General features: G+C 68.7%; 25 protein-coding genes. 5 read left to right on the plus strand and 20 right to left on the minus strand.

Annotated elements, in window-relative coordinates; genetic code table 11:
* Nucleotides 1–25: 25 nt before the first annotated feature.
* Nucleotides 26–1,939 (plus strand): MacB family efflux pump subunit, encoded by a 1,914-nt coding sequence (locus Q4I23_RS01140; RefSeq protein WP_498525035.1) that lies wholly within the window; start codon nt 26–28, stop codon nt 1,937–1,939.
* Between the two features lie 343 nt (nt 1,940–2,282).
* Here Q4I23_RS01140 and Q4I23_RS01145 read toward each other — a convergent pair whose 3' ends face one another.
* The 11 genes from Q4I23_RS01145 to Q4I23_RS01195 all read right to left on the minus strand — a co-directional run bounded on the left by Q4I23_RS01145 (nt 2,283) and on the right by Q4I23_RS01195 (nt 11,758).
* Nucleotides 2,283–2,630, minus strand: a complete 348-nt coding sequence (locus Q4I23_RS01145) for a RidA family protein (protein WP_014199022.1) — start codon at nt 2,628–2,630, stop codon at nt 2,283–2,285.
* Nucleotides 2,631–2,687: 57 nt separating this feature from the next.
* Nucleotides 2,688–3,467, minus strand: coding sequence for a transporter substrate-binding domain-containing protein (locus Q4I23_RS01150; protein WP_137118563.1), 780 nt, complete (start codon nt 3,465–3,467; stop codon nt 2,688–2,690).
* A gap of 35 nt (nt 3,468–3,502) precedes the next feature.
* A complete protein-coding gene (locus tag Q4I23_RS01155) occupies nt 3,503–3,865 on the minus strand; it encodes a RidA family protein (RefSeq protein WP_498525036.1) in 363 nt (120 codons plus the stop codon).
* Between the two features lie 38 nt (nt 3,866–3,903).
* Nucleotides 3,904–5,031, minus strand: coding sequence for an NAD(P)/FAD-dependent oxidoreductase (locus Q4I23_RS01160; RefSeq protein ID WP_498525037.1), 1,128 nt, complete (start codon nt 5,029–5,031; stop codon nt 3,904–3,906).
* Nucleotides 5,032–5,048: 17 nt separating this feature from the next.
* Complete coding sequence (locus Q4I23_RS01165; protein ID WP_498525038.1) at nt 5,049–6,467, minus strand: FAD/NAD(P)-dependent oxidoreductase; 1,419 nt, start codon at nt 6,465–6,467, stop codon at nt 5,049–5,051.
* On the minus strand, nt 6,464–6,760 hold the full coding sequence (locus tag Q4I23_RS01170; protein WP_035681439.1) for a (2Fe-2S)-binding protein: 297 nt from the start codon (nt 6,758–6,760) through the stop codon (nt 6,464–6,466). The genes Q4I23_RS01165 and Q4I23_RS01170 overlap by 4 nt, the downstream gene beginning before the upstream one ends.
* Nucleotides 6,741–7,874, minus strand: coding sequence for an NAD(P)/FAD-dependent oxidoreductase (locus Q4I23_RS01175; RefSeq protein ID WP_137106960.1), 1,134 nt, complete (start codon nt 7,872–7,874; stop codon nt 6,741–6,743). Before Q4I23_RS01175 ends, Q4I23_RS01170 begins: the two co-directional genes overlap by 20 nt.
* An 8-nt stretch (nt 7,875–7,882) precedes the next feature.
* Entirely contained in the window at nt 7,883–8,683 is an 801-nt protein-coding gene (locus Q4I23_RS01180) for an ABC transporter permease (RefSeq protein WP_040137502.1), read from the minus strand.
* Complete coding sequence (locus Q4I23_RS01185) at nt 8,680–9,615, minus strand: ABC transporter permease (RefSeq protein ID WP_498525039.1); 936 nt, start codon at nt 9,613–9,615, stop codon at nt 8,680–8,682. The genes Q4I23_RS01180 and Q4I23_RS01185 overlap by 4 nt, the downstream gene beginning before the upstream one ends.
* The gene (locus Q4I23_RS01190) at nt 9,612–10,655 is read right to left on the minus strand and encodes an ABC transporter ATP-binding protein (protein WP_498525040.1); all 1,044 of its coding nucleotides are present in this window, start codon (nt 10,653–10,655) and stop codon (nt 9,612–9,614) included. Before Q4I23_RS01190 ends, Q4I23_RS01185 begins: the two co-directional genes overlap by 4 nt.
* A gap of 68 nt (nt 10,656–10,723) precedes the next feature.
* Nucleotides 10,724–11,758 carry an ABC transporter substrate-binding protein gene (locus tag Q4I23_RS01195; RefSeq protein WP_454019422.1) on the minus strand — a complete coding sequence of 345 codons (1,035 nt, stop codon included), beginning with the start codon at nt 11,756–11,758 and terminating at the stop codon, nt 10,724–10,726.
* 161 nt (nt 11,759–11,919) lie between these two features.
* Here Q4I23_RS01195 and Q4I23_RS01200 point away from each other — a divergent pair, with 161 nt between their 5' ends.
* Nucleotides 11,920–12,825, plus strand: coding sequence for a LysR substrate-binding domain-containing protein (locus Q4I23_RS01200; RefSeq protein WP_454019423.1), 906 nt, complete (start codon nt 11,920–11,922; stop codon nt 12,823–12,825).
* Between the two features lie 33 nt (nt 12,826–12,858).
* On the opposite strand, the gene Q4I23_RS01205 is transcribed toward Q4I23_RS01200, so the two are convergent.
* From Q4I23_RS01205 to Q4I23_RS01225, 5 genes are all read right to left on the minus strand, one after another.
* Nucleotides 12,859–13,623, minus strand: coding sequence for an amino acid ABC transporter ATP-binding protein (locus tag Q4I23_RS01205; RefSeq protein ID WP_137143617.1), 765 nt, complete (start codon nt 13,621–13,623; stop codon nt 12,859–12,861).
* 53 nt (nt 13,624–13,676) lie between these two features.
* Complete coding sequence (locus Q4I23_RS01210) at nt 13,677–14,339, minus strand: amino acid ABC transporter permease (RefSeq protein ID WP_200486375.1); 663 nt, start codon at nt 14,337–14,339, stop codon at nt 13,677–13,679.
* Between the two features lie 94 nt (nt 14,340–14,433).
* The gene (locus tag Q4I23_RS01215; RefSeq protein ID WP_498525041.1) at nt 14,434–15,288 is read right to left on the minus strand and encodes a transporter substrate-binding domain-containing protein; all 855 of its coding nucleotides are present in this window, start codon (nt 15,286–15,288) and stop codon (nt 14,434–14,436) included.
* Nucleotides 15,289–15,456: 168 nt separating this feature from the next.
* On the minus strand, nt 15,457–16,356 hold the full coding sequence (gene dapA / locus Q4I23_RS01220; RefSeq protein ID WP_498525042.1) for a 4-hydroxy-tetrahydrodipicolinate synthase: 900 nt from the start codon (nt 16,354–16,356) through the stop codon (nt 15,457–15,459).
* Nucleotides 16,357–16,730: 374 nt separating this feature from the next.
* Entirely contained in the window at nt 16,731–17,885 is a 1,155-nt protein-coding gene (locus Q4I23_RS01225) for an alpha-hydroxy acid oxidase (protein WP_454019426.1), read from the minus strand.
* Nucleotides 17,886–18,110: 225 nt separating this feature from the next.
* Between Q4I23_RS01225 and Q4I23_RS01230 the strand changes: the two genes are divergently transcribed.
* Both Q4I23_RS01230 and Q4I23_RS01235 read left to right on the plus strand, forming a co-directional pair.
* Complete coding sequence (locus Q4I23_RS01230; RefSeq protein WP_498525043.1) at nt 18,111–19,547, plus strand: FAD-binding oxidoreductase; 1,437 nt, start codon at nt 18,111–18,113, stop codon at nt 19,545–19,547.
* 65 nt (nt 19,548–19,612) lie between these two features.
* Entirely contained in the window at nt 19,613–20,233 is a 621-nt protein-coding gene (locus Q4I23_RS01235; RefSeq protein WP_498525044.1) for a helix-turn-helix domain-containing protein, read from the plus strand.
* A gap of 88 nt (nt 20,234–20,321) precedes the next feature.
* Here Q4I23_RS01235 and Q4I23_RS01240 read toward each other — a convergent pair whose 3' ends face one another.
* The 4 genes from Q4I23_RS01240 to Q4I23_RS01255 are packed head-to-tail and all read right to left on the minus strand — an operon-like array spanning nt 20,322 to nt 24,323.
* Nucleotides 20,322–21,536 carry an ABC transporter substrate-binding protein gene (locus tag Q4I23_RS01240; protein WP_498525045.1) on the minus strand — a complete coding sequence of 405 codons (1,215 nt, stop codon included), beginning with the start codon at nt 21,534–21,536 and terminating at the stop codon, nt 20,322–20,324.
* A 41-nt stretch (nt 21,537–21,577) separates the two neighbouring features.
* Nucleotides 21,578–22,357: a 3-hydroxybutyrate dehydrogenase gene (locus Q4I23_RS01245; protein WP_040137488.1), complete on the minus strand. Its 780-nt coding sequence runs from the start codon at nt 22,355–22,357 to the stop codon at nt 21,578–21,580.
* A 46-nt stretch (nt 22,358–22,403) separates the two neighbouring features.
* Nucleotides 22,404–23,354: a 3,5-dioxohexanoate:acetyl-CoA acetone transferase gene (kce, locus tag Q4I23_RS01250; protein WP_040137487.1), complete on the minus strand. Its 951-nt coding sequence runs from the start codon at nt 23,352–23,354 to the stop codon at nt 22,404–22,406.
* Nucleotides 23,355–23,411: 57 nt separating this feature from the next.
* On the minus strand, nt 23,412–24,323 hold the full coding sequence (locus Q4I23_RS01255; RefSeq protein ID WP_498525046.1) for a 3-hydroxyacyl-CoA dehydrogenase family protein: 912 nt from the start codon (nt 24,321–24,323) through the stop codon (nt 23,412–23,414).
* A 276-nt stretch (nt 24,324–24,599) separates the two neighbouring features.
* On the opposite strand from Q4I23_RS01255, the gene Q4I23_RS01260 reads away from it, so the two are divergent.
* Entirely contained in the window at nt 24,600–26,027 is a 1,428-nt protein-coding gene (locus Q4I23_RS01260) for a sigma-54 interaction domain-containing protein (protein WP_498525047.1), read from the plus strand.
* Nucleotides 26,028–26,031: the final 4 nt, after the last annotated feature.

The following is a 26,031-nucleotide window of genomic DNA, read 5'->3' on the forward strand; positions in this document are numbered from 1 at the left end:
GTTATAGTCTCGTGGGCTCGGAGATGTGTATAAGAGACAGACCTACATCAGCGGTGGCGGCCTGGCGGTCGAGGTGCTGCGCGGCGTCTCCCTGACCGTCGAGGCGGGGGAGTTCGTCGCCATCGTCGGCAGCTCCGGCTCCGGCAAATCGACGCTGATGAACATCCTCGGCGGGCTCGACCGTCCGACCTCCGGGCGCTACCGCGTCGACGGGCGCGACGTGACGGCGCTGGAGGGCGACGAGCGGGCGGCGCTGCGGCGGGACGGGTTCGGCTTCGTTTTCCAGCACTACCATCTGATCCCCGGCACGACGGCGCAGGAGAATGTCGAGATGCCGGGCCGCTACGCGGGCCTGCCCGCCGCGCTGCGCGAAGGCCGCGCCGTGGAGTTGCTCGGCCGCCTGGGGCTGGGGGAGCGGCGCCATCACCGCCCCAACCAGCTTTCGGGCGGCCAGCAACAGCGCGTGTCGATCGCGCGGGCGCTGATGAACAACGCCCCGGTGATCCTGGCCGACGAGCCGACCGGTGCTTTGGACAGCGCCAGCGGGGCGGAGGTGGTGGCGCTGCTGCGCGAGCTGTCCGCCGCCGGGCGCACGGTGATCCTCATCACCCACGACCGCAAGGTGGCGGAGGCCGCCGGCCGGGTGATCGAAATGCGCGACGGCCGCATCGTCGCCGACAGCGGCCGCCCGGCCCCGTCACCGGCGGACCCCTCCCCTGCCCCGGCGGAGCGCGAGGCCGCCGGCGCCTCCCTGTGGACCGACGCGGCGGAAGCCCTGTCGGCGGCGCTGCGGTCGCTGGGGGCCAACGGCTTCCGCACGGCGCTGACCCTGCTCGGCATCGTCATCGGCGTGGCGTCCGTGATCGCCCTGCTCGCCATCGGCGAGGGCGCCAAGCAGGCGGTGATGGCGCGGGTCGGCGCGCTGGGGGTGAATCTGGTCTTCGTCGTGGCGGGCAGCGGTGATCCCCGCCTGCCGGTCACGCCGCTGACCGAGGCGGACGGCGAAGCCATCCTGCAATTGTCCAACGTCGAGAGCGTGATGCCCTACCTCGACACGCCGGTGATGGTCCGCCATGGCAACATCGACCACCGGACCGAAGGGCTGGCGACCTCGGCGTCGCTGCCGTTGACGCATCGTTGGCCCGTCGCTGAGGGGGCCTTCTTCACCCGCGCCGACGAGCGGGCCGGGGCGGCGGTGGCGGTTCTCGGCCACGGCGTCGCCGAACGGCTGTTCCCGCGCGGAGAGTCGCCGCTGGGCAAGCATGTGCTGGTGAACAACATTCCCTTCCTGGTGACCGGCGTGATGGCGAAGAAGGGCGACCTGACCGGCAGCCAGAGCACCGACGACTGGGTGTTCGTGCCCCTGTCCACGGGCGTGCAACGCCTGATCGGCAAGCCGGACCTGCAACTGATCCTGGTCTCCGTGCACGACGTGGAGCGCATCGGGCAGACCCGCGATGCCATCCACGCCCTGCTCTCCGAGCGTCACGGCCAGGAGGATTTCCAGATCCACGACGGGACCGCGCGCATCCAGGCGGCGGCGGAGACCCAGGACACCATGACGCTGCTGCTCGGCTGCGCCGCGGTCATCACGCTGCTGGTCGGCGGCATCGGGGTCATGAACATCATGCTGGTCAGCGTGACCGAGCGGACCCGCGAGATCGGCATCCGCATGGCCGTCGGCGCCCGCGCCGCCGACATCGAGCGGCAGTTCCTGATGGAGGCGGCTCTGGTGGCGGGATTGGGCGGGTTGGTCGGGGTCGCGCTGGGCCTGGCTGGCGGCGCGGTCATCGGGCTGCTGGCGATGCCGGTGGTCTTCACCGCGACCGCGATCGCTGGGGCGGCGGCCTCCGCCGTGCTGACCGGCATGGTCTTCGGCCTGATCCCCGCCCGCCGGGCGGCGCGGCTCGACCCGGTGGTGGCGCTGGCGAGCGACTAGGTTCTGCCGCCGAGCGCGGAGTGCAGACACCGTCTGCGCCGTCAACCCATTCTGGTCGGTCATTCCGTGGATTTGCCCCACCGACCCGCATTTTGGCGGCAAGTATCAGACAGTCGGATAGATGAAACGCCGGAAACGTCTCCTTCGCGATTATGAAGCCCGCATCGACGTCTCCGGCGGCATGAAACAGCTCGCTATGGCGAGCCTGCCACTGAACAGGTTGTCAAACCGTCTCTGAGCGAAGGGGTTCGGGACGAGCCGCGCAAGCTGATCAAATACAACCACTTGGCTTTCAACTTTCTGAACTTCGCACGCGTTCCCGCCCCCCTGCCCCAGGCCGCCGTCAGACGGCCGCCGTCACCACAACCTCGATCAGGATCGACGGGTCGCCCAGGTCGGCAACGCCGATGGTGGCGCGGGCCGGCAGGTCGTCGCCGTTCAGCCACTCCAGCCACGCGGCGTTCATGCCGTCCTTGGCCTTCATGTCGGTGATGAAGAGCTGGGCGGACAGCAGCTTCGTCTTGTCGGTGCCGGCCATGGCGAGCACGGCGTCGAGCTTCCGGCAAATCTGGGCGGTCTGCTCCTGCATGCCGACGCTGACGTCGTCGGCGATGATGCCGCCGAGGAAGGCGATGCCGTTGCTGACAACGACGCGGTGCATGATCTTGGTCTTCTCAACGCGCTTGATCACGAGAACTCTCCCGGTTTTGGTTGGTATCGGTGGGGGTGTTGGTCAGGGGGTGCTTTGTCAGGGAGTGACGGTGAAATCGACGTATTTGGCGGCGATGCGGGCCAGCGTGCCGTCCTGCACGACCGACGCGATGGCGGCGTCGAAGGCGGCCTTGAGGTCCGCGTCCTCCTTGCGCAGGCCGACGCCCACGCCGGGGCCGAACACCTCGGCGTCGACCAGCGGCTTGCCGACGAGTTGGAGCGACTTCGAGGCGTCGGCCTTCACCCAGTCGGACGCGGTGGCGCCGGTGGTGATGGCGGCGTCGATGCGCCCGCTCTTCAGGTCGGCCAGCAGGTTCGACGCGGTGTCGTAGTTCTTCAGCGAGACGGTCTTGCCGAAGTGCTTCTCGACATAGCGGTAATGGGTGGTCGAGGTCTGGGCGCCGACCGACTTGCCGGCCAGGGTGGCCTCGGTTCCGTCGATGCCGCCGCCGGTGGCCGCCACGAAATAGGCCGGGACGACCATGTAGGGGACGGAGAAGGCGATGGCCTTCGCGCGCTCCGGCGTGATGTTCATGGTCGCCATGATCGCGTCGTAGCGGCGCGACAGCAGACCGGGGATGATGCCGTCCCAATCCTGGGCGACCAGGGTGCAGCGCCGCTTCATGCGTTCGCACAGCGCGTTGGCCAGCTCCACCTCCAGCCCGCCGAGCGTGCCGTCGGGGGCGGTCATGTTGAAGGGCGGGTAGGCGCCCTCCGTCGCGATGCGCAGGGGCGGGCCGTCGGCGCGCGAGTCCGAGGGGACGGCCGCCACGAGGGCGCACAGGCTCATCGCCAGCCCGAGGGCCAGACGTTTCATGGAAAACTCCGGTTTGGTGGTTCGGTAAGGGCCGGTCAGAGGGCGGCGATCACCTGGATCTCGACCAGCAGGTCGGGGTCGGCGAGCCTGGCCTCGACGGTCGCGCGGGCCGGGGCGTTGGCGCGGTCCACCCAGGCATCCCAAGCCGCGTTCATCGCCGCGAAGCCGGCCATGTCGGCGAGATAGACGGTGGCGGTGAGCAGCCGGCTCTTGTCCGTGCCGGCGCGCTCCAGCAGGACGTCGATCTGGCGCAGCACGTCGCGGGTCTGCGCCGTCACGTCGTGGGTCACGCCGCCCATGGCCTCGAAATCGGCGATCTGGCCGCACAGATAGACGGTGCCGCTGTGCACGACCATCTCGCTCATCCGCGGGCCGCAATCGAAACGCTGAATCGTCAAAACGTGGGTCTCCTGAAAAGGCCGCTCCGCCAAAGCGGTCAGGCGGCGGCCGCCGTGTGGCGGAATCGCTGGATGCGGAAGGCGTCGATGGGCAGGTCGCTCGCCCCGCGGGTGATGAGGTCGGCGGTGATCCGCCCGACGATGGGGCCGAGCTGGAAGCCATGGGCGGAGAAGCCGAAGGCGTGGAACACCCCTTCCTCCGTGCCGCTGGGGCCAATCACCGGGATGTCGTCGGGCATCCGCGCCTCGATCCCCGCCCAGGCTCGGACGATGGTGGCGCTGCGCATGATCGGGAACAGGTCCCACACCGTGCGGGCATTGGTGGTGACGTTGGCGAAGTCCAGGTCCGTCCGGTTCTCGTCGCGGTAGGCGCGGCCCAGCAGCCCGCCGCCGATCAGCACGGTCCCGTTGGGAAACTGCTTGAAGGACAGGGTGCGGCCCGTCGCCCCGACCACCGGTTTCAGGAAGGGCGGCACGCGGGCGGTGATCATCAGCATGGGCGCGATGACCTCCAGCGGCACCGGCTCGCCGAGCTGGGCGGCCAGCCGGTCGGCCCAGGCCCCGGCGCAGTTGACCAAGACCGGCGCCTCGTGCGCCACGCCGTCCGCCGTCTCCACCCGCCAGTTGCGGCCCGAGCGGGCGACCCGCGCCACCGCCGCCCCCTCGTGGAAGCGGGCGCCCAGGCTCTCGGCCTTGCGCTTGAAGGCGAAGGTGGTGCGGTAGGGGATGGCCGCCCCGTCGCGGCGCGACACCAGCGCGCCGACGCAATGCTCCGCGATGGACGGGACGAGGCGGCGCAGCTCCGCCTGATCCACCACCTCCTCGTGCGTGAAGCCGAGTGCGGCGAGCTGGGCCGCCCGCTCCCGGCAGGAGTCCAGCTCCGCCTCGGTTTCCGCGACCTTGAGCTGGCCGTGGCTTTCGAAGCCGCAGTCGTCGTCCACGAGGTCGCGGATGCCGTGCCACAGCGCCATGGAGGCGACGGACAGCGGCACCTCCGCGGCGTGGCGGCCGAGCTGGCGCACCCCGCCGGCGTTCACGCCGGAGGCGTGGCGGCCGATGTGGTCCTTCTCCAGCACCAGCGCCCGGACCCCGCGCATGGCGAGGTGCAGCGCGGTGGAGCAGCCGTGCAGGCCGCCCCCGACGACGATGACGTCCGGCTCCGACATGGTGTCCCCCTGCCCCGTCAGTGGTGCATCACGGCGGCCACCTCGTCCTCGGCCTTGGGCAGCGAGGCGAGTTCGGCCAGCGTGATCGGCTTCACCGGCGGGCGCAGCCGGTAGTAGCCGACCTCCGCCGGGGAGACGCCGCGGGCGTCGGCGATGACCTCGACCACGGTCGGGCCGCACAGCCGCCCCTGGCACGGCCCCATGCCGCAGCGCAGGAAGGACTTGGTCTGGTTCGGCCCGCTGACACCCAGCTTCACGGCGTCGCGCACCTGCCCCGCCGTCACCTCCTCGCAGCGGCAGACAATGGTGTCGTCGGCGGGGACACGGAACTCCTGGCCCGGCCGGTAGAGCACGTCGAGGAAGTCGCGGCCGCGCAGCGCCCGGTCCAGCGCCTCACGGTGGGGGGCGGCGTCGCGGTCGCGGGTGGCGCGGTCGATGGCGCCCAGCCGGTGCAGGGCGTCCAGCGCCGTCAGCCGGCCGCGGTGCTCCGCCGCCAGCGCGCCGCCGATGCCGGCCCCGTCGCCGGCGATGGAGACACCTTCCACCGACGTGGCGCCCCAGCCGTCGACGTCCGGCACCCAACAGCGCTGCGCTTCGTCCCAGGACTGGGCGCAGCCGATGGCGTTGGCGAGGTTGATGTTGGGGATCACCCCGTGGTGCAGGAGGAGCGTGTCCGCCGGAAGGCGCTGCTCGGCGCCGTTCCCCTGGCGATAAACGACCGTCTGCACCCGCCCGTCGCCCTCGGCGCGCAGGGCGGAGACGTTGCCGATCACCTTGACCTTCCGCCGGACCTCCAGCAGCAGCTTCAGCCCCTTGCCGACATAGCCGGAGCGGGCGAAGGCCGACAGGTGCGGCATGGCCTGTCGCCAGTTCTCCCGCGGCGTGGTGTCGAGGATCGCGTCGATGCGCGCGCCGGCCCGCAGATACTGCCAGGCGAGCAGCCAGAGCAGCGGCCCGCTGCCGGCCATGACCACGCCGCCCGAGGCGACGAGGCCGGAGGTCTTCAGCAGGATCTGCGCCGCCCCCGCCCCCATCACGCCGGGCAACGTCCATCCGGGAACCGGGAAGGGCCGCTCCAGCGCGCCGGTCGCCAGGATGACGTGCCGCGCCGGCAGGATGCGCGCCGCACCATCGCGCGACAGGCCGATGTCGAGCGTGCGCGAGACGCTCCACACCGCCGCACCGGGCAGATAGTCGGCGCCGCTGTCGCGGAACGGCCCGACCAGATCGGCGCCGTGCCAGTAGTCGGTCCCGAGCACGCTGGGATTCTTCACCGGCGAGCGGGTGATGGCGCGGTAGATCTGGCCGCCGGGGGCCGCCTGCTCATCGAGCAGGACGGTGGACAGGCCGCGCCGGGCGGCCAGCGTGGCGGCGGCGAGGCCGGCCGGGCCGGCGCCGATCACCGCCAGATCGTAACGAGGCTTCAGGTCGGTCACCGGTCGATCTCCCGCTTGCCGTTCTGGGTCTCCACCCGCATGCCGGGGCGGACGCGGATCTGGCAGCCCTGCTGGTTGCCGGTGCCGTCGATGGTCACCAGACAGTCGAAGCACACGCCCATCATGCAGTAGGGGCCGCGCGGGGCGCCGGACACCGGGGTGGTCCGGCAGGCACCGACCCCGTTGGCGATCAGGGCGGCGGCGACGCTGTCGCCGGACAGCGCCTCGGCCGGGCGGCCGTCGATGGTGAAGGAGACGCGCTCTCCGCCCGCGTCAGGCAACCGCTGGAACATGGAACCTCCGGGCGCTGAAGGCCGAGAATTCGTCGGGCAGGGTGCCGGCGGCGATGTGCGGCGCCAGCGCCAGCGCGTGGTTGGCGGCGAGCGTCACGCCGCTGTGGCAGGTGGCGACGAAGGCGCCGGGCATGGTGGTGGACTGCTCGTAGATCGGGAAGCCGTCCGGGGTCAGCACGCGCAGCGCCGCCCAGGTCCGCACCACGTTCAGTTTGCCGAGCAGCGGGAAGATGCGCAGCGCGCGGTCGGCGATGGTCGAGGTGACGCCGTTGCGCACCGTGGTGTCCAGCCCGGCATCCTCGAAGCTGTCGCCGATCATCACCCCGCCCTCGTCGGTCTGGCGGATGAAGCCGACCGGAAACTTCAGGAAGGGGGCGGTCTTCTCCGTCACGATGATGTGGCCGCGCTCCGGCCGCACCGGGGCGTCCAGCCCGACCATGGGGGCCAGCCGGCGGGCGTCGTGGCCCGCGGCGATGACCACCTTGCCCGACCGAACCTCGTCGCCTGAGGCGGTGACCATGCGGAATCCGCCGTCGCGCGGCTCGATCCGCTCCACCCGGTGGTGCGGACGATAGGAGACCCCGGAGAGGCTCATCCCGCTGTGCAGCGCGCGCAGCAGCTTCAGCGAGTTGCAATGGCCGTCGAGCGGGCAGTAGCTCGCCCCGACCACGTCCTTGCCGATGAAGGGCATCTCCTTCGCCACGGCGGCGCGGTCCATCATCTCGTAGTCGTAGCGGACGACGTTCGGCTGGTTGTGCAGGCGGCGGAGCTGGCCGGCGCGCCGCTCCATCTCCTCCTCCGACAGCAGGGGCAGGAAGCCGCCCGGCCGGCGGTAGCACACGTCGATCCCGGTCTGCTCCTGAAGCCGCTCGGCGAAGCCGGTCCACGTGTCGGAGGACATCTTGGTCCAACCGGCGTATTCCGGCAGGCCCAGCCCCTTGCCCTGCACCCAGACCAGGGCGAAGTTGCCGCGCGACGGGCGGACGGCGACGTCCCCCTCGTCGAGGACGGCGACCGTCTGCCCCTGCTGGGCGAGGCCCCAGGCGATGGCCGACCCGACCAGCCCGCCGCCGATCACGGCGACGTCGCAGTCGGACCTCGTTAACTCGGTCATGGTGACGCTCACTCCTGTCCGCGGCCGACCAGCAGCCGCTCAAGCCCGTAGAGCCGGTCGAGAACCAGCATCGCCGCCACCGTCATGAAGATCAGCGAGGCGGACACCGCGGCGACCAGAGGGTCGATGTTGTCCTGGATGTAAAGGAAGAGACGCACCGGCAGCGTCGTCGTCTCGGGCGAGGCGATGAAGACGGTCATCGTCACCTCATCGAAGCTGTTGATGAAGGCCAGCACCCAGCCGCTCGCCACGCCCGGCAGGATCAGCGGCAGCGTCACCCGCCGGAAGGTCGTCCAGGAGGTGGCGCCCAGCGAGGCCGCGGCGTTCTCGATGGAGCGGTCCATGCCGGTGGAGGCGGCCAGGATCAGCCGAAGCGCGAAGGGCAGGATGATGACCACATGGCTCAGCACCAGCCCGGCGAAGGTCCCGCCCAGCCCAATCTGCGTGAAGAAGCGCAGGAAGGCGATGCCCAGCACGATGTGCGGCACCATCAGCGGCGACAGGAACAGCGCGGTGATCGCCTCGCGCCCGCGGAACTGGTGGCGGGCGATGGCCAGCGCCGCCGGGACCGAGAAGGCCACCGCGATGGTGGAGCTGACCGCCCCCAGCAGCAGGCTGTCGCGGAAGGCCCGCGCGAATTCCGGGTTATCGCCGATGGCCTTGAACCAGCGCAGCGACAGCCCCTCGGTCGGCAGAGACAGATAGCCCTGCGAGGTGAAGGCGACCACGCAGACGACCAGGATCGGCGCCAGCAGGAAGGCCAGGAACAGCGTGTGGAAGACCAGGGCGACGGGGCCGTTGCGGTTCATTCGAACACCTGCTTGTAGCGACGTTCGACCAGCCGGTTGCAGCCGACGATGATCACGATGTTGGCGAGCAGCAGAAGGATCGCGATGGCGGCGCCCAGCGGCCAGTTCAGCGTGTTCAGGAACTCGTCGTAGGCCAGCGTCGCCGCCACCTTCAGCCGCCGCCCGCCGATGATCGCCGGGGTGGCGAAGGCGCTGGCGGCCAGCGCGAAGACGATGATCGAGCCCGACAGGATGCCCGGCACCACCTGCGGCAGCACCACCCGGCGCAGCACGGTGAAGGGCTTGGCCCCCAGCGACAGCGCGGCGTTCTCGACCTGCGGGTCCAGCCGCTGCAGCGACGCCCAGACCGACAGCACCATGAAGGGCACCAGCACATGGGTCAGGGCGATGATGACGCCGGTTTCGGTGTACATGAACTCGATCGGCGTCGCGATCAGCCCGACCGCCATCAGCGCCGTGTTGATGATGCCGGTGGAGCCGAACAGCAGCGCCCAGCCGAGCGTGCGCGACACCACCGAGATCAGCAGCGGCCCCAGGACAATCAGCAGGCACAGGCCGCGCCAGGGCGACCGCATGCGGCGCAGGATGTAAGCCTCCGGCGCGCCGAGCACGGCGCAGAGCAGGGTCACCACCACGGCGATGCGGAAGGTGCGCAGGAAGATTTCGTGAAAATAGTCGTCTGTGACGATGTCGATGTAGTTGCCGAGCTGCCAGACATCCTGGATGCCCGTGTAGAATCCGAAGCTGTTCAGCGACAGCAGCCCGGTCATGACCAGCGGCACCAGCAGCAGCACGGCGAACAGCGCCAGCGCCGGCAGGCTGAGCAGGTAGGGTGCCAGCGGACGCTGCTCCGGCCGCGGCGGCGGGGCATCGGTCGCCGTGTCCGCAACCGGGGTATCGATTAGTGATTTGTGAGCGTCCACGGCGGTCATGCCTCACCCGCCATCACGCGCATGTCCTCCGCCCGCCAGCCGACCATGACCGGCTCGTTCTCCGCCGGCAGGGTCTGGCCGTCGTGCTGGCGGATCACCGTCAGGTCGCCGGCCTCCGTGCGGATCTCGAACAGCCATTGGGTGCCCTGGAAGACCCGCGCCCGAACGAGGCCCGGCACGCCGGCGCCGTCCACGAAGCGGACCTTCTCCGGCCGCACGGTCAGCAGGCCGGGGCCGTCCGGCAGCTCCGCCGCGACCGGCCACGCCGTCCCGGCCACGTCGATGCGCCGCCCGGCGCCGTCGCGGCGCACCACACCCTGGAGCAGGTTGGTGCGGCCGAGGAAGTTGGCGACGAAGGCGCTGGCCGGGTTGTCGTAGGCGTCCTGCGGGGCATCGACCTGCTCCACCCGGCCCTTGTTCATGATGACCACCCGGTCGGACAGGGCCATCGCCTCCGCCTGGTCGTGGGTGACGAGGATCATGGTGGTGCCGACGCTGCGCTGGATGCGGCGCAGCTCGATCTGCATCTCCTCGCGCATCTTGGCGTCGAGGTTCGACAGCGGCTCGTCGAGCAGCAGCAGGCTCGGCTTGATGACCAAGGCGCGGGCCAGCGCCACGCGCTGCTGCTGGCCGCCGGACATGCGCCGCGGGTAGCGGTCGCCGAAGGCCCCCAGCCCGACGAGCAGGAGCGCGTCGCGCACCATCCGGTCGCGGTCGGCGCGCGGGATGCCGCGCATCTCCAGCCCGAAGGCGACGTTTTCGGCCGCCGTCATGTGGGGGAACAGGGCGTAGCTCTGGAAGACGATGCCGAGCCCGCGCTCGTTGGGCTTCTTGGCCAGCAGGTCGGCGCCGTCCAGCGTGACGCGCCCGGCGCTGGGGTCGAGGAAGCCGGCGATCATTTGGAGCGTCGTGGTCTTGCCGCAGCCCGACGGGCCGAGCAGCGAGACCAGTTCCCCCTTCTCCACCGTCAGGGACAGGTTGTCGACGGCGACCCATGGGCCGAACCGCTTGGTCAGCCGATCGAGGACAAGGTAAGGCATGGCGTCGTCTCCCACCAAGGAGCCTGGAAAATCCCGGCCCGCTTCGACGGCGGGCCGGGGAGTTGCGGTCAGCGCTCGATCTCGCGGGTCCAGCGCTTGTTCCAGGCCTCGCGGTTGGCGTTGATGGTGTCCCAATCGACCACCAGCAGCTTGCCCATCTGCTCGGGGCCGTAGGGGATGCCCACCTGCTGGTCGGCGGTCAGGGTGACGGTCTTGTTCACCGGGCCGAAGCCGGCGCCGGTCGCCATCACGGTCTGCACCTCCGGCGACAACATGTGCTGGATGAACTGCTGGGCTTCCGCCGCCTGCTTGCTGCCGGTGATCGCGCAGGCCGCCGAGGCCAGCACGACGCCGCCCTCCTTGGGGTAGACGAAGGCGGCGGGGAAGCCGGTGTCGGCCAGCGCCTTGGCGCGGCCCGAGCCCCAGACGGCGACGGTGGCCTGCCCGCTCTGGAACAGCTCGGTCATCTTGCCCGGTGACGGCTCGTAGGCGAGCACGTTCGGGTTCACCTTGTCCTTGAAAGCCTTGAAGCCGGGATCAATGTTCTTCTCGCCGCCGCCGTCGAGCCGCGCCATCATCACCAGCGCGTGCAGGCCGTAGCTGTTGTTGATCGGCGGGACGACCAGCTTCTTGCGGAACTTGGCGTCCTCGATGTCCTTCCAGGAGGCGGGGGCGGCCCAGCCGTTCTCGTCGAAGACCTTCTTGTTGTAGACGATGCCGGTGCCGACAGCGCCGACGCTGACCGCCTTGCCCGACGGGATCTTCGCCAGATCGTAGAGATCGTCGTAGACCGGCGCCTTGGCGATGTCGGCGCAGAAGCCCAGCGCCACCGCCTGATACATCGGCCCGTCGTCCAGGATCACCACGTCGATCTGCTGGTTGCCCTTCTGGGCCTGGAGCTTGGCGAGGTTGTCGGTGGAATTGCCGGCGACATACTCGACCTTCATGCCCGTCTTGCTCTCGAAGGCCGGGATGATGTCCTTGCGCATGGTCTGCTCGAAGGACCCGCCATAGGCGGCGACATACAGGGTCTTCTGCTGCGCCTGCGCGGCGCCACACCCCAGGGCGGCGGTTGCCATCAGGCCGTACACCAACGCTCGCATCTGTCCCTCTCCTGTTCCGGTTCGTTTCGCCGCGGTTGCGCGTTTTGTCGCACCCCCGGAGCGTCGCGCCCCTCTGGCATAATCGTCAAATCGAATTGTTTGTGGTGTCTATAACCGAATGTTATGCTGCAACGCATTCGACACCTTTGGGCCACTCTTGAATGCTGAATCCGCGCCAGATCGAGGCGTTCCGCGCCGTCATGCTGACCGGCGGAATCACCGCAGCGGCGGAGTTGTTGAACATCTCGCAGCCGGCGGTCAGCCGCCTGATCGCCGACCTGCAATACGCGCTGAAGCTGACGCTGTTCGAGCGGCGCGGCTCGCGCATCGCGCCGACCAGCGAGGCGATGTCGCTGTACCAGGAGGTGGAGCGGTCCTTCGTCGGGCTGGAGCGGATCGAGCAGGCGGCGCGCGACCTCCAGGAGCGGCGGGCCGGCACGCTCCGCGTGGCCGCCATGCCGGCGATGGCCATCGGCTTCCTGCCGCGCTTCGTCGCCCGCTTTCTTGAGGAGCGGCCGCGGGTGGATGTGTCGCTGTGGGGCAGCAGTTCCCCCCAGGTGCTCGATTGGGTGGCCGCCGGCCAGTGCGAGTTGGGCTTCGGCCAGTCAGCGGTGGAGCACGCGACGGTGCTGTGCGAACGGATGCCGCGGGTGCGGGCGGTCGCCGTGGTGCCGAGCAACCACCCGCTGGCCGCGCGCAAGCGGCTGGTCCCGGAGGATTTCGCGGGCGAAGCCTTCATCGCGCTCGGCGCCGCCACGCTGATGCGCTATTCCGTCGACGCAATGTTCGCCGAGCACGGCGTCGCCCGGACCATGCGGGTGGAGACACAGCTCACCATGATCGCCTGCGCCATGGTCGCCGCCGGGGCGGGAATCTCCATCGTCGATCCCTTCACGGCGCAGGAGTATGCGGGGCGCGGCGTTGCCATCCGCCCCTTCGAGCCGGCCATCACCTTCGAAATGGTGGTGCTGCATTCGGCACAGCGGTCGCTGTCCACCCTCGCGCAGGATTTCCTGGGGGGGTTCCGCGACGCCGTAGCCACCTTCCGCCTGCCCGAACAGACCTGAACCGGATTCAGCCCCCGGATTCAGCCCCCGGATTCAGCCGCGTGTGTGGAAGTGGCTGAGGAAGGCGCGGGTGGCCTCCTGCTGTGGCCGGTCGATGACGTCGCGGGCCGGCCCCTCCTCCACGATCACGCCGTCGCGCATGAAGATCACGCGGTCGGCGACCTCGCGGGCGAAGGCGATCTCGTGGGTCACGATGATCATGGTCATGCCCTCGGCAGCGAGGTCGCGCATCACCCCCAGCACCTCCGACACCAGCTCGGGGTCAAGGGCGGAGGTCGCCTCGTCGAACAGCATCACCTCCGGCTCCATGGCGAGCGCGCGGGCGATGGCGACGCGCTGCTTCTGCCCGCCGGACAGCCGGTCCGGGTAGGCGTCGGCCTTGTCGGCCAGCCCGACCTTGGCGAGCAGCCGGCGCCCGATCGCCTCGGCCTGCGCCTTCGGCATGTTCTTGGCGGAGACCGGCCCCTCCATCACGTTGCCGAGCACGGTCATGTGCGGGAACAGGTTGAAGTGCTGGAACACCATGCCGGTGTTGGAGCGGAACTTCGCCTGTGCCTTGGGCCGGGGCAGCGCCCTGCCCTTTTCGAAGTCGAAGGCGTCGTCGCCGATGCGGATGCGGCCGCCGTTCGGCACCACCAGCAGGTTGAGGCAGCGCAGCAGCGTGGACTTGCCTGACCCCGAGGGGCCGATCAGCGCGACAACGGCGCCGGGGTCGATCTTCAGGTTGATGTCACGCAGGACGACCAGTTCGCCGAACTGCTTCCTCAGCCCGGCGACTTCGATCTTGGGGGTGTTCATGGAAAGGGGCCTCTCGCGTTGGATCGCCGGGGAAGCATCAGTGACCAGAACCTTCAATGACCCGTCTGGAGCTGCTTCTCGCCCCGCTTCACGATGGCCGTCAGGGGGACCAACACGACGAAGTAGATCAGCGCGACGATAGTGTAGACCTCCAGCGGGCGGAAGGTGTCCGTCGCGGCGACCTGCCCCTGGTAGAGAAGGTCGGGCACCGCCACCACCGAGACCAGCGAGGTGTTCTTGAATTGGATGATCGACTGGTTCATCAGTGGCGGGATCATGCGCTTGACTGCCTGGGGCAGCACGATGCGCCGCATCACCTTGGCCGGCGTCATGCCGAGCGCCAGCCCGGCCTCCGACTGTCCGGCCTCGATGGAGACCACGCCGCCCCGGATCACCTCCGCGTAGAAGGACCCGCCGTAGAGCGACAGGGTGAGGACGGAGGCCGTCACCGCGTCGATCTGGATGCCGGTCAGCATCGGCAGCGCGTAGTAGAACCACAGCAGTTGCACCAGCAGGGGCGTGCAGCGGAACAGCTCGATGTAGGCCCAGGAGATCCAGCGCAGCACGGCGAAGCGCGAGAGCTGGGCCAGCCCGCCGACCAGCCCGAGCAGCAGGCCCAGCACGACGACGGCGGCCGTCAGGCCGATGGTGACCAGCGTGCCGTTGAGGAACAGCCAGCGGTATCCCCAGAGCATCTCGAAGTTGAAGGTGTACATGGCGGGCCTGCTTGCAAAACTTCGGAACGACGGCCGAACCCCGGAGGGGCCGGCCGCCGTGCGTCATCGGAACCCGGGTCCGTCGGCGGGTCCTTTAAAAAGTGATGCCTTCCGGGATGTCGCTCATGGCGATGTCCACCTTGGCGAGGCTGTTCACCACCGCCTCGCGGATCAGGCCCAGGCCCTGGGCGTAGACGATCCAGGTGTTCACGAAGTCGCGCAGGGTCTTGTCCGGCTCGCGCCGCACCGCCGCGTTGGAGGTGGAGCCGAAGACCGGGCGCGGCACGATCACCTTGCCCAGCGACGGGTCGCGCTTCACCGCGCGCACGCCGCCCATCCAGAAGATCGACTGGGCGTCGGCCCGGCCGCTGCGCACGGCCAGCGTCGCCTCGTCCAGCGACTTGAAGCGGATGAGCTGGGCGTTCGGGCAGAGGCGGCTGGCCACCTGGTCGTGGGCGGAGCCGACGTCCACCGCGATCTTCACCTCCGGCTTGTTCATGTCGGCCCAGCTTTTCGGCTCGAAGCCCGGCTTGGCGATGACGACCAGGGCGCTGTTGTAGACCGGAACCGTGAAGTCGACGGCCAGGGCGCGCTTGGGCGTCGGGTTCATGCCGAACATGACGTCGATCTTGTTGGCCTGGAGGTCGAGGATGGCGTTGCCCCAGGTGGTCTCGACCACCTCGATGCCGACGTCCATGTCGGCGGCGAGCGCCGATCCGATGTCCCAGAACTGGCCCGACCACTGGCCGGTCGTCTGGTCCTTCATGATCCAGGGGGCGCCGGTCGCCACACCGCCGATGCGCAGCTTCTTGGCCTTCAAGACCCGGTCGAAGGAGCTGCCGCCCTCCTGCGCCGCGGCCGGGGCGATGCTCGCCGCCATGGTGGCCCCGAACGCCCCGACCGCCGCGCCGGCGCCGAGAAACCCAGCCAGTTCCCTGCGATTCACCATGTCCGTCTCCCTTGTGGTCCGTCGGGCTGTCCGACCGGATGTGTCGTGACGTGTGTGTCTTGACGTGCGTTCAGGCCATTCCGTGTTCGTTGACCGGCCGCCGCCGCGGCTTCGCGTTGTTGGAGCGCTTCCCAGGAGAAGGAGCGCCCGAAGTGTTCCTTTCGGCCGTCAGGCGAGCGCGATGTCGCGCGCGTGCCGGGCGACGGCCTGGAGCTTCTCGGTGGTCTCGGCGGTCGGCGCGGTCAGCGGCAGTCGCACCCCGCCGACCGGCATGCCGGCCATCGCCATGAAGGCCTTCAGCGGGCCGGGGTTGGTTTCCAGGAAGATGGAATTCACCACCGGGTCGATCTGGGTCTGCTCGGCCAGCGCCTCGTTCAGCTTGCCGGCGCGCGCCAGCGCGAAGATGCGCAGCCAGATCTTCGGGTAGATGGTCGCCGAGGCCAGCACGCCGCCCCGCGCGCCCAGCGCGACGTGGGTGGCAAACAGCGGCTCCTCGCCGCTCAGCACGGAGATCTTCTCGCCGGCGCACTTCATCGTCTTGATGAATTCCGGCATGTCGTAGGAGGAGAACTTCATGCCGATGATGGAGCCGTCCTCCGCCATCGCCTGCACGCCCTCGGCGGTGACCGCCACGGTGGTGCGGCGCGGGATCTGGTAGAGCATGACCGGCAGGTCCACCGCGTCGCGGTAGGCGCGGAAATAGGCGCGCATGCCTTCCTGGGTGCCGGCGGCGTAATAGGGGGTGACGGTCATCACCGCGGCGGCCCCGGCGGCGGCGAAGTCCCGCCCGGCCTCGACCGCGTCCTGGAAACCGGTGGACAGCACGCCGGGAATCACCGGGTTGCCGCCGGCCTCCTCCACGCAGGCGGCGACGACACGCTTGCGCTCGTCCCGCGACAGGGCGGGGTATTCGCCGGTGCCGCCAATCGGCACGACGCCGGACGCCCCGGCGTCGAGCTGGTGGCGCACCAGCCGCTTCAGGCCGACGATGTCGACGGAGCCGTCGACCGTCAGCGGCGTGACGATGGCGCTGAACAGGCCGCTGATCTCCGATTGGGTGAGTGCCATGGGGGCCTCGGATTTCCTAAGCGTGGCGTTTGAAGCGAGGCTTGGCCGTGTGCCGGGGCCGCAAGGCGGCCTTGCCCCCGCGATGCGGGAAGCCGGTTCGGGACGATCGAAAAAAACCGCGATGAAACGAGTTCGATGAAATCGACAAAGACCGGCGCGCCGCCGGAAATCCGTGTCTGAACCCACACCCTGAACAATGCTTGGGTGGGGACCGGAGGGAACGGGGGCGATGGAGTGTCCCTTGTGAGACCTCGATCCGGCCCCGTCCGCTTCCGACCAAGGAGATGTGACCTTATTTTTCCTTTTGCTGCAACAACAAATCGTTTCATGGATGAAAAGTGATGATCCGATAAAATCAGGCACGCCAACACACGTCAACGTGGCCGTTCCACCGTCCCCGTGATGTCGGCCACGGTCGGTGCCCCAAGAAAACCCATGGTGGTCAGAAGCTCGCGCCGGACCAGCTCCAGCACCGCCTGCGCACCCGCCGCCCCGCCGGTGGCCAGCCCGTAGAGAACGGAACGGCCGAGAAGCACGCCCTGCGCGCCGAGCCCCAGATAGCCGGCGACATGGCTGCCGCGCCGCACCCCGCTGTCGGCCAAAACCGTCACCCGGTCGCCGACCCGCTCGGCGATGTCCGCCAGACAGCGCACCGGGTGGATGGCGTGATCCAGGTTGCGGGCGCCGTGGTTGGACACGACGATCCCGTCCACACCCAGTTCGGCGGCCTTCTCCGCGTCGTCGGCGCGCAGCACGCCCTTCAAAATCAGCTTGCCCTTCCAGGCGTCCCGCAAGCTCCGTACGTCGTCCCACCCCACGTCCTGGGCGAGGCTGATCTCGTCGCCGACGGCGACCCGACCCAGCGCTGTGCGGAACTCGTCGGGATAGTGGGCGTAGGTCGGCACGCCGCCGTTGCGCAGATACTTGGCGAAGACCCCGGCGAACCAGCGCGGGTGGGCGAGGCAATCCAGCCCGGCGCGCAGGGAGGGCTTGATCGGAATGCCGAAGCCGTTGCGGATGTTGTATTCGCGGTTGGGCGTCACCGCGGTGTCCACGGTCAGGACCAACGCCTCCGCCCCCGCCCTTTCGGCGCGCCGCACCAACTCGCGGGTGCGCTCGCGGCTGCGCCAGACATAGAGCTGGAACCACAACCGAGCCCCGGATTCCCCGGCGATCCGCTCGACGGAGGTGATGGACTGGGTGGAAACGCAGAAGGGAATGCCGACCGCGGCGGCGGCCTTGGCCAGTTCCACCTCGCCGTCGTACCAGACCAGCCCGGCCACGGCGGTGGGCGCCACCACCAGCGGCATGGGCTGGCTCACCCCGAACAGGCGGGTGGTGGCGTCGCGTTTCGACACGTCCACCAGCATGCGCGGCTTGAAGACGAGACCATCAAGGGCCGTTTTGCTCGTCGCGATGCCGGTTTCGTCCTCGGTGCCGCGGTCAATGTACTCGAACAGACCGCGCGGGAGGCGGGACCGTGCCCGCTGCCGGGCCTCGGCGATGTTGAGCGACGCGGTCACCGCCATTTCCCCGGTTTCCAGGGGAAGAGGCGTGCATCGCACGATTCGCAGGATATGCCCATTGGGTGCTGCTCCGACAAAAATTATCTTTTCGGGAACAATTTTTCGTATGCTAGACATGGTGAAACAGTATCGTCAACGTCCGATCATCCCGGCCGATTGTCCGCCTCACCGATTTCCGCCCCGGCACCCGAACCCGCTTCTCGGCCCGAAGCCACAAGGACCTGCCCGATGCGTGACCCACAGGCACTGCTGACGTCGCTGCGTACGCTCCTGGGGGAGCGCCATGTGGTCACGCAGGCGACGGACCTCGAACCGCTGACCCGCGACTGGCGGGGCCGCTACCAGGGCACGGCGCTGTGCGCCGTCTATCCGGCGGACACGGAGCAGGTGGCGGCGACCGTGCTGCTGGTGCGCGAGCATGGCGGGAAGATCGTGCCGCAGGGCGGCAACACCGGAATGTGCGGCGGTGCCACGCCCTTCTCGGAGGAGACGGTGGTGCTGCGGCTCGACCGGTTGAACCGGGTCCGGCAGGTCAGCGCTCTGGACAACACCATGACGGTGGAAGCCGGCTGCATCCTGGCCGACCTGCAGGCCCGCGCGCAGGAGGCCGGTCGCCTCCTTCCGCTCAGCCTGGGGGCGGAAGGGAGCTGCCAGATCGGCGGCAACATCGCGACCAACGCCGACGGCACGGCGGTGCTGCGCTACGGCCCGATGCGCGACATGGTGCTGGGGCTGGAGGTGGTGCTTCCCGACGGCTCGGTGATGAACGACCTCAAACGGCTGCGCAAGGACAACAGTGGCTACGCCGTGCGCCACCTGTTCATCGGGGCGGAAGGCACGCTGGGGATCATCACGGCGGCGGTGTTGAAGCTGTTCCCGCAGCCGCAGGCGAACGCCACCGCTATGGCCGGCGCCGGACATCTCGACAAGGCGCTGGAGTTGCTGGCCGCCGTCCGCACCCGCCTCGGCGACCGGGTCAGCGCCTATGAGGTCATGTCGCACTCCCAGATGCAGCTCGTGCTCGACCACATTCCCGGCTGCACCCTGCCCTTCGCGGAGCCGCACCCCTGGTACGTGCTGATCGAGGCGGAGGACAGCTTCGCCGCCATGGATCTGTCCTCAATTCTTGAGGATTGCCTTGCCGACGCGCTGGAGCGCGGCCTCGTCGCCGACGCCGTGATCCCCAAGAGCGAAGCGCAGCGCGAGGCGCTGTGGCGCCTGCGCCATTCGGTGTCGGAGGCAAACAAGGTCGCCGGAATCAGCGTCTCCTACGACACCGTGGTGCCGCTCGACCGGCTCGGCGACTTCGCGGCGGAGACGGAGCGCGGCGTGCGCGCCGCCTTCCTGCAGGCGCGCCTGCTGTTCGTCGGTCATGTCGGCGACGGCAACCTCCACGCGGTGATCCATTTCGACCACGACGCCTTCCCCTCCCGCGCCGAGTTCGAGACGGCGGCGGGGCAAATCAACGAGATCGTCGACACGGCGACGCTTGCCTGCGATGGTTCAATCAGCGCGGAGCACGGGATCGGCCTCAGCAACCGCAAACGGCTCGCCCGCTCCATCGACCCGACGCGCTATCGGCTGATGACGCAGATCAAAGCGTTGCTGGACCCTGACCATATGATGAATCCTGGAAAGGTTCTGGTGTTCGAGGACCCTCAATGAAGCGGCCCGCCCTGACGACCAAGCATGTACGACGAATCGCGACACGACCGGCGGCGGACGACGCAATGGATGTGATTGACCGGCCCGACGCGGCCTCCTCCCCTTCCCAGAGCGGGGCGGACGGAGAGCTGGACCTCGGCGTCCGGCTGAAGAATCTGCGCAAGCGGCTGGGGCTGACGCTCCAGCAGGCGGCCGACCGCACCGGGGTCGGGGTGTCCACCCTGTCCAAGATCGAGCGGAACGAGCTTTCCCCGACCGTCACCACCCTCCAGAAGATCGCCGGCGGGTTCGACATGGACGCGGCGGCGATCATCGGTGGGCAGACCCCGGCGCTGCGCGTGGCCGGCCGCCGCTCGGTGACGCGGTCGGGGGAGGGCCGCCCCTTCCCGACCGGCACCTGCAACAACGCCTGGCTCTGCCCGGACCTGACGAACAAGGTCATGAGCCCGATCATGACCACCGTCGTCGCCCGCTCGCTCGACGCCTATCCCGAATGGGCCAAGTACGACGCGGAGCTGTTCCTCCACGTCCTCTCCGGCACGCTGGTGGTTCACAGCCATATCTACGAGCCGCTGCGGCTGGAAGCCGGCGATTCCATGTATTACGATGCCAGCACCCCCCATCTCTGGGTGTCGGAGGGGGACGAGGACGCCCGCGTTCTCTGGGTCTACGCCAAGTACCAGTGAGCTCCGGCCCGAGGAGAGGCCTGCACGACCGATCCCGCGCGGAACGACCGAACGTCGAAAGGGGAGCGAGCTCGCTCCCCTTCCACCGTCACTTCACCAGGGGACAGCCGCTGTCCTTCGGGTTGATGTAGGCCTGTTCGCCGGGAATGGTCTTGAGGATCTTGAAGTAGTCCCAGGCCGCCTTCGACTCGCCCGGCGTCTTGATCTGCGCCAGATACATGTCATTGAAGATCCGGCCGTTGTCGGCGATCTTCGCGTCCTTCATCATCATGTCGGTGATGGGCATGCTGCGCATCTTGGCGGCGACCTTGTCCGCGTCGTCGGTGCCGGCCTCCTGCACGGCTTTCAGGTAATGCTTGACCGCCGAATAGACGCCTGCCTGGTTCATCGACGGCTTGCGCCCGGTCCGCTCCTCGAACTTCTTCGACCAGGCGCGGGTCTCGTCGTTCATGTCCCAGTAGAAGGAGTTCGCCAGCATCAGCCCCTGCGCGGTGTCGAGGCCCAGCGCGTGGATGTCGTTGACGTTCAGCAGCAGGCCGGCCAGCGTCTGGCCGCCCTGGGGAATGCCGAACTCGGCGGCCTGCTTGACCGCGTTGATGGTGTCGCCGCCGGCGTTGGCGAAGGCGACCACCTCCGCGCCCGAGGCCTGGGCCTGCAGCAGGAAGGACGAGAAGTCCGAACTCGCCAGGGGATGGCGGACGCTGCCCTTGATGGTGCCGCCGAGTTGCTTGACGGTGTTGACCGCCTCCGTTTCCAGCGAATGGCCGAAGGCGTAGTCGGCGGTGATGAAGAACCAGCTTTTTTTGCCCTGCTCGACCAGCGCACGGGCGGTCGAGGAAGCCACCGCGTGGTTGTCCCACGTCCACAGGAAGCCGTAGGGGCTGCAGTCCTTGCCCGTCAGATCGGTGGAGCCGGGGCCGGACATCAGGAAGATGCGCTTCTTGTCCTTGGTGATGCCCTGCACGGCCAGCGCCGCGGCCGAGTTCGGCACGTCGGCGACGACGTCGACCTTCTCCACGTCGATCCATTGGCGGGCGAGGTTGGCGGCGATGTCCGCCTTGTTCTGGTGGTCACCGACGATGATCTCGATCTTGGTGCCGTTGATGGCGTTGCCGAACTCCTCGGCGGCCAGCCGTGCGGCCACCGCCGAGCCCTCGCCGTTGATGTCGGCGTAGATGCCGGACCGGTCGGACAGCATGCCGATCTTGATGACGTTGTCCGACATCTGGGCCTGGGCCGTGCCGGACGCCAGGGCGGCGAAGGCGACTCCGGCGAGAAGGCCGGCAAGACAGGTGCTGCGCATGGTTCACTCCCTAAGGTGTTGTTTTCTTGGTGGTTGGAGACTCAATGGGTCGTGTAGCCGCCGTCCACGGGGATCGCCGTGCCGGTGATCGACGCGGCGGCGTCGGAGCACAGGAAGGCGATGGCGGCGGCGACCTCCTCCGGCGGGATCAGCCGGCCGGTCGGCATGCGGTCGAGGAACACGGCCTGCAGAACCCGCTCCTCCGGCAGGCCGGTGACCTGCGCCTGCTGGGCGATCTGCTTCTCGATGATCGGGGTCAGCACCGTGCCGGGGCACACCGCGTTGCAGGTGATGCCGTGCTCCGCCACCTCGATCGCGACCGACTTCGTCAGGCCGATGATGCCGTGCTTGGTCGCGACATAGGCGGGCTTATGCGGGGCGCCAACCATGCCGAGCACCGACGCCGTGTTGACGATGCGCCCCCAGCGGCGTTCCCGCATCGCGGGAAGGGCCGCTTTGATGGTGTGGAAGGCGGCGCTGAGGTTGACCGCGAGCAGCAGGTCCCATTTGTCGTCGGGGAACTCGTGCACCGCCGCCACATGCTGAACCCCGGCGTTGTTCACCAGGATGTCGATGGGGCCGAGCGCCGCCGCGGCCTCCGCCATCATGGCGCGGGCCTCGTCCGGCCGGCTGAGATCGGCCCCAGAATAGACGATCGTCGTGCCGCTCTGCGCCGCGATGTCCGCGCACAGCCGGTCGATTTCCGCGCGGTCGCCGAAGCCGTTGAGCATCACATGGCAGCCCTGGCGGGCCAGTTCGCGGGCGGTCGCCAGTCCGATGCCGGTGGTGGAGCCGGTGACGACAGCGTTTCTGTTTCGCATCTCTGTCCTTCTTTCGGGCATCATGGAGTATGAGGCGTCCTGCAGGTCAGAAGGCCACCTGATCGGCGCCCTTCAGGGCGAGCATCGCGCGCGCCTCGGCGGGGGTGGCGACCTCGAGCGACAGCTCCTCGAGAATCCGGCGGATCTTCGCCACCTGCTCCGCGCTGTTCCGGGCCAGCCGGCCCTTGCTGAGATACAGGCTGTCCTCCAGCCCGACCCGGACGTTGCCGCCCATGACCGCGGCCATGGTCGTGAAGGGGATCTGGTGACGCCCGGCGGCGAGCACCGACCATTCGTAATCCGTCCCGAACAGCCGGTCGGCGGTCTCGCGCATGAAGACGAGGTTGCGCTGCTCCGCGCCGATGCCACCGAGGATGCCGAAGATCGTCTGGACGAAGAAGGGCGGCTTCACCAGCCCCCGATCGACGAAATGCGCGAGGTTGTAGAGATGCCCGACGTCGTAGCACTCGAATTCGAAACGCGTCCCGCAGCCCTCGCCCAGATGCTCCAGGATGTAAGCAATGTCGCGGAAGGTGTTGCGGAAGATGAAGTCGTCGGTGCTGCGCAGATAGGGCTCCTCCCAGTCGTGCTTCCAGCCCTGGTAACGGTCGGCCAGCGGAAAGATGCCGAAGTTCATCGAGCCCATGTTGAGCGAGCACATCTCCGGCTGGGCCTGGAGCGGGGCGGCAAGGCGCTCCTGCACCGTCATGTTGAGCGAACCGCCGGTGGTGATGTTGAGCACCGCGTCGGTGGACTGCTTGAGGCGCGGCAGGAACTGCATGAACACCGCCGGGTCCGGCGTCGGCTGCCCGGTCCGGGGATCGCGGGCGTGCAGGTGGAGGATCGCGGCACCGGCCTCGGCGGCGCCGACGCCCTGCTCGACGATCTCATCGGGCGTCACCGGCAGCGCGTCCGACATGGTCGGGGTGTGGATCGACCCCGTCAGCGCGCAGCTGATGATGACCTTCTTCTGTGGTGCCTTCTGTGGTGCGGCCATGGGACAGTCTCTGTATGGGTTCGGTTCGAAGGGAAGGACGGCCTGACCGGCGCGCGGTCACCCGCGCTCGACGCCGTCCAGCCGCTGGAGGTGGGCCGCCAGACGGGCGTGGGTCTCGGTCCGCTGCTCCTCCGTCCAGGTCCGGAAGCCGGCGCCGGACTTCATGCCCAGCCGCCCGGACGCAACAATGTCGCGCAGCAGGGGCAACGGTTCCGGTGTCCGGTCGAGGTCGGGCAGGACATGCTCGTGCACCGCCAGGGTCAGGTCGGTGCCGACGAGGTCGGCGTTCTCCAGCGGCCCCAGGACGGCGAGGCGGCGACCGAAGCTGGCCTTGACCACGGCGTCCACCGTCTCGGCGTCGCACACGCCATTCTGGACGAGCGCGATGGCCTCGCGCCAGAGCGCGTGCTGCAGGCGGTTGCCGATGAAGCCGGGAACGTCCTTGCGGACATGCACCGGCGTCTTGCCGATGGCGGCCAGCAGCCCGATCATCGCGGCGACCGCCGCATCGGCGGTGTCGGCGGTCTGGATGACCTCGACGAGCGGAATCTGGTACGGCGGGTTCCACCAGTGGGTGCCCAGGGCGCGGGTCTTGTCGCGGAGCGGTTCCATGATCCGGGTGATCGGGATCACCGACGTGTTGCTCGCCAACAGCGCATGGCGTGGGGCGGCGGCCTCGACCGCCAGGAAGATCCGCTGCTTGAGGGCCAGATCCTCCGGAACCGCTTCGATGACGACGTCCGCTTGGCCGACCGCGTTCTCCAGGGAGGCGCAGGGCCGAACCCGGTCCGCGGCGGCGGTGTCCATTCCCAGAGTCTCAAGGTTGCCGCGGACCCGTTCGACGATCCCGGCCCGGCGGCCCGGATCGGGCTCGTGGATGTCGACCGGATGCCCGGCGACGGTGAAGGCCTGGGCGATCCCATGCCCCATCAGACCGGCGCCGATGATTCCAATACGCTGCTGCGTCATGCTTCTGTCGCGTCCCCCCTGCCTTGAGCGCCGCCGCGATGGCCGCCCGGCCAATTGTTCGCGGTGCACATATTTTCTTGCCGCAATCAAAGCAAGGGGCGTGCCAGCGATGGGGATTGTTGGTATGGAGGGCCTTCGGCCGAGCCAGCGGGCGAATTGCCTGTGGATTCGAGCCCTTCGCCGCCAGCGGCCTGCGAATAGGGCTTTCGTTGTGTGCTGAATTTTGACAAACAGTGTTCAGAATATTGACAGAAACGACGCGACGGGAGGCGGGTCATGGCGGCGGGACGGGACGAGCACTTCGCGGCGGCGCGCGCGCTGATGGTGATGATCGACGAGATGATCGACGGCGCCATCCTTGTCGACAAGGACGCGCGGATCGTCTGGTCCAATGATAAGCACGTCTGGTTCGATGACAAGCGCAAGGCGCTGTTGGGCATCCGCTCCCTCACCGAGGTGGTGGGGCAGCCCATCGAACGGGTCATCCCGCACAGCCAGATGCGCGACGTGGTGGAGACCGGCCGCTCCTTCCCGCTCGACATCATGCGCTATGGCGAGCACACGCTGCTGGTGAGCCGCCTGCCCCTGCGCGACGAGCAGGGGGAGATCATCGGCGCCCTCGCCTTCGCCCTGAAGAACAGCCTGACCTACCTCCGCCCCATCGCGGAGCGCTTCAACAAGCTGCAATCGCGGCTCGCGCGGATGGAACAGGAACTCGCCGCCAGCCGGGCGCCGAAATACTCGGTCGAGAACCTCGTCGGCTTCAGCCCGGCGATGCTCCAGGTCAAGCGGCTGGTGCGCAAGGCCGGCCAGATCAACTCGGCGGTGCTGGTGCTGGGCGAGACGGGGACCGGAAAGGAGCTAGTGGCGCAGGCGATACACGCGGCCTCGGATCGGGTCGACCGCCCCTTCGTCGGCATCAACGTCGCGGCGATTCCCGAAAACCTGCTGGAGGCGGAGTTCTTCGGCGTGGCGCCGGGCGCCTACACCGGGGCCGGCCGCCAGCCGCGACCCGGAAAATTCCAACTCGCGCACGGCGGCACGCTGTTCCTCGACGAAATCGGCGACATGCCGCTGCCGCTTCAGGCCAAGCTGCTGCGCGTGCTTCAGGAGCGCGAGGTCGAGCCGCTCGGCTCCAATCAGGTCATCAAGGTTGATGTCCGCATCATCGCCGCGACCAGCCGGCCGCTGCCGGAAATGATGCGGAACGGCACCTTCCGCTCAGACCTCTATTACCGGCTGAACGTCTTCCCGATCCAACTGCCGGCGCTGCGCGACCACAAGGAGGACCTGGAAATCCTCGCCTCGCTGTTTTCGGAACGGATGGCGGTGAGCCTCGACCAGCCGATGCGCGACCTTACCCCCGCGGCGCTCGACGCGCTGCGCGGGCACGACTGGCCAGGCAACGTCCGTGAACTGGCCAACGTCATCGAGCAGGTCTATGTGCGCACCGAAGGCGAGCGCATCCTGGCCGACGACTTCGCCGACATCCTTCCTGGAGCCGCCCCCCGGCCCACCGCATCGCCGGCGCGCAGGCGCCCCCTCGCCGACAGCATGGACGAGCTGGAACGCTCGCTCATCCTCGCCGCGCTCGAAGACGCGCAGGGCAACAAGCTCGAAGCCGCGCGGAGCCTCGGCCTGTCGCGCACCAACCTCTACGCGAAGCTGCGCAAGCACGGCATCACCGCCGACTCCGAGGCGTAGCCGG

The organism is Azospirillum sp. UFLA03-27, assembly GCF_059803775.1.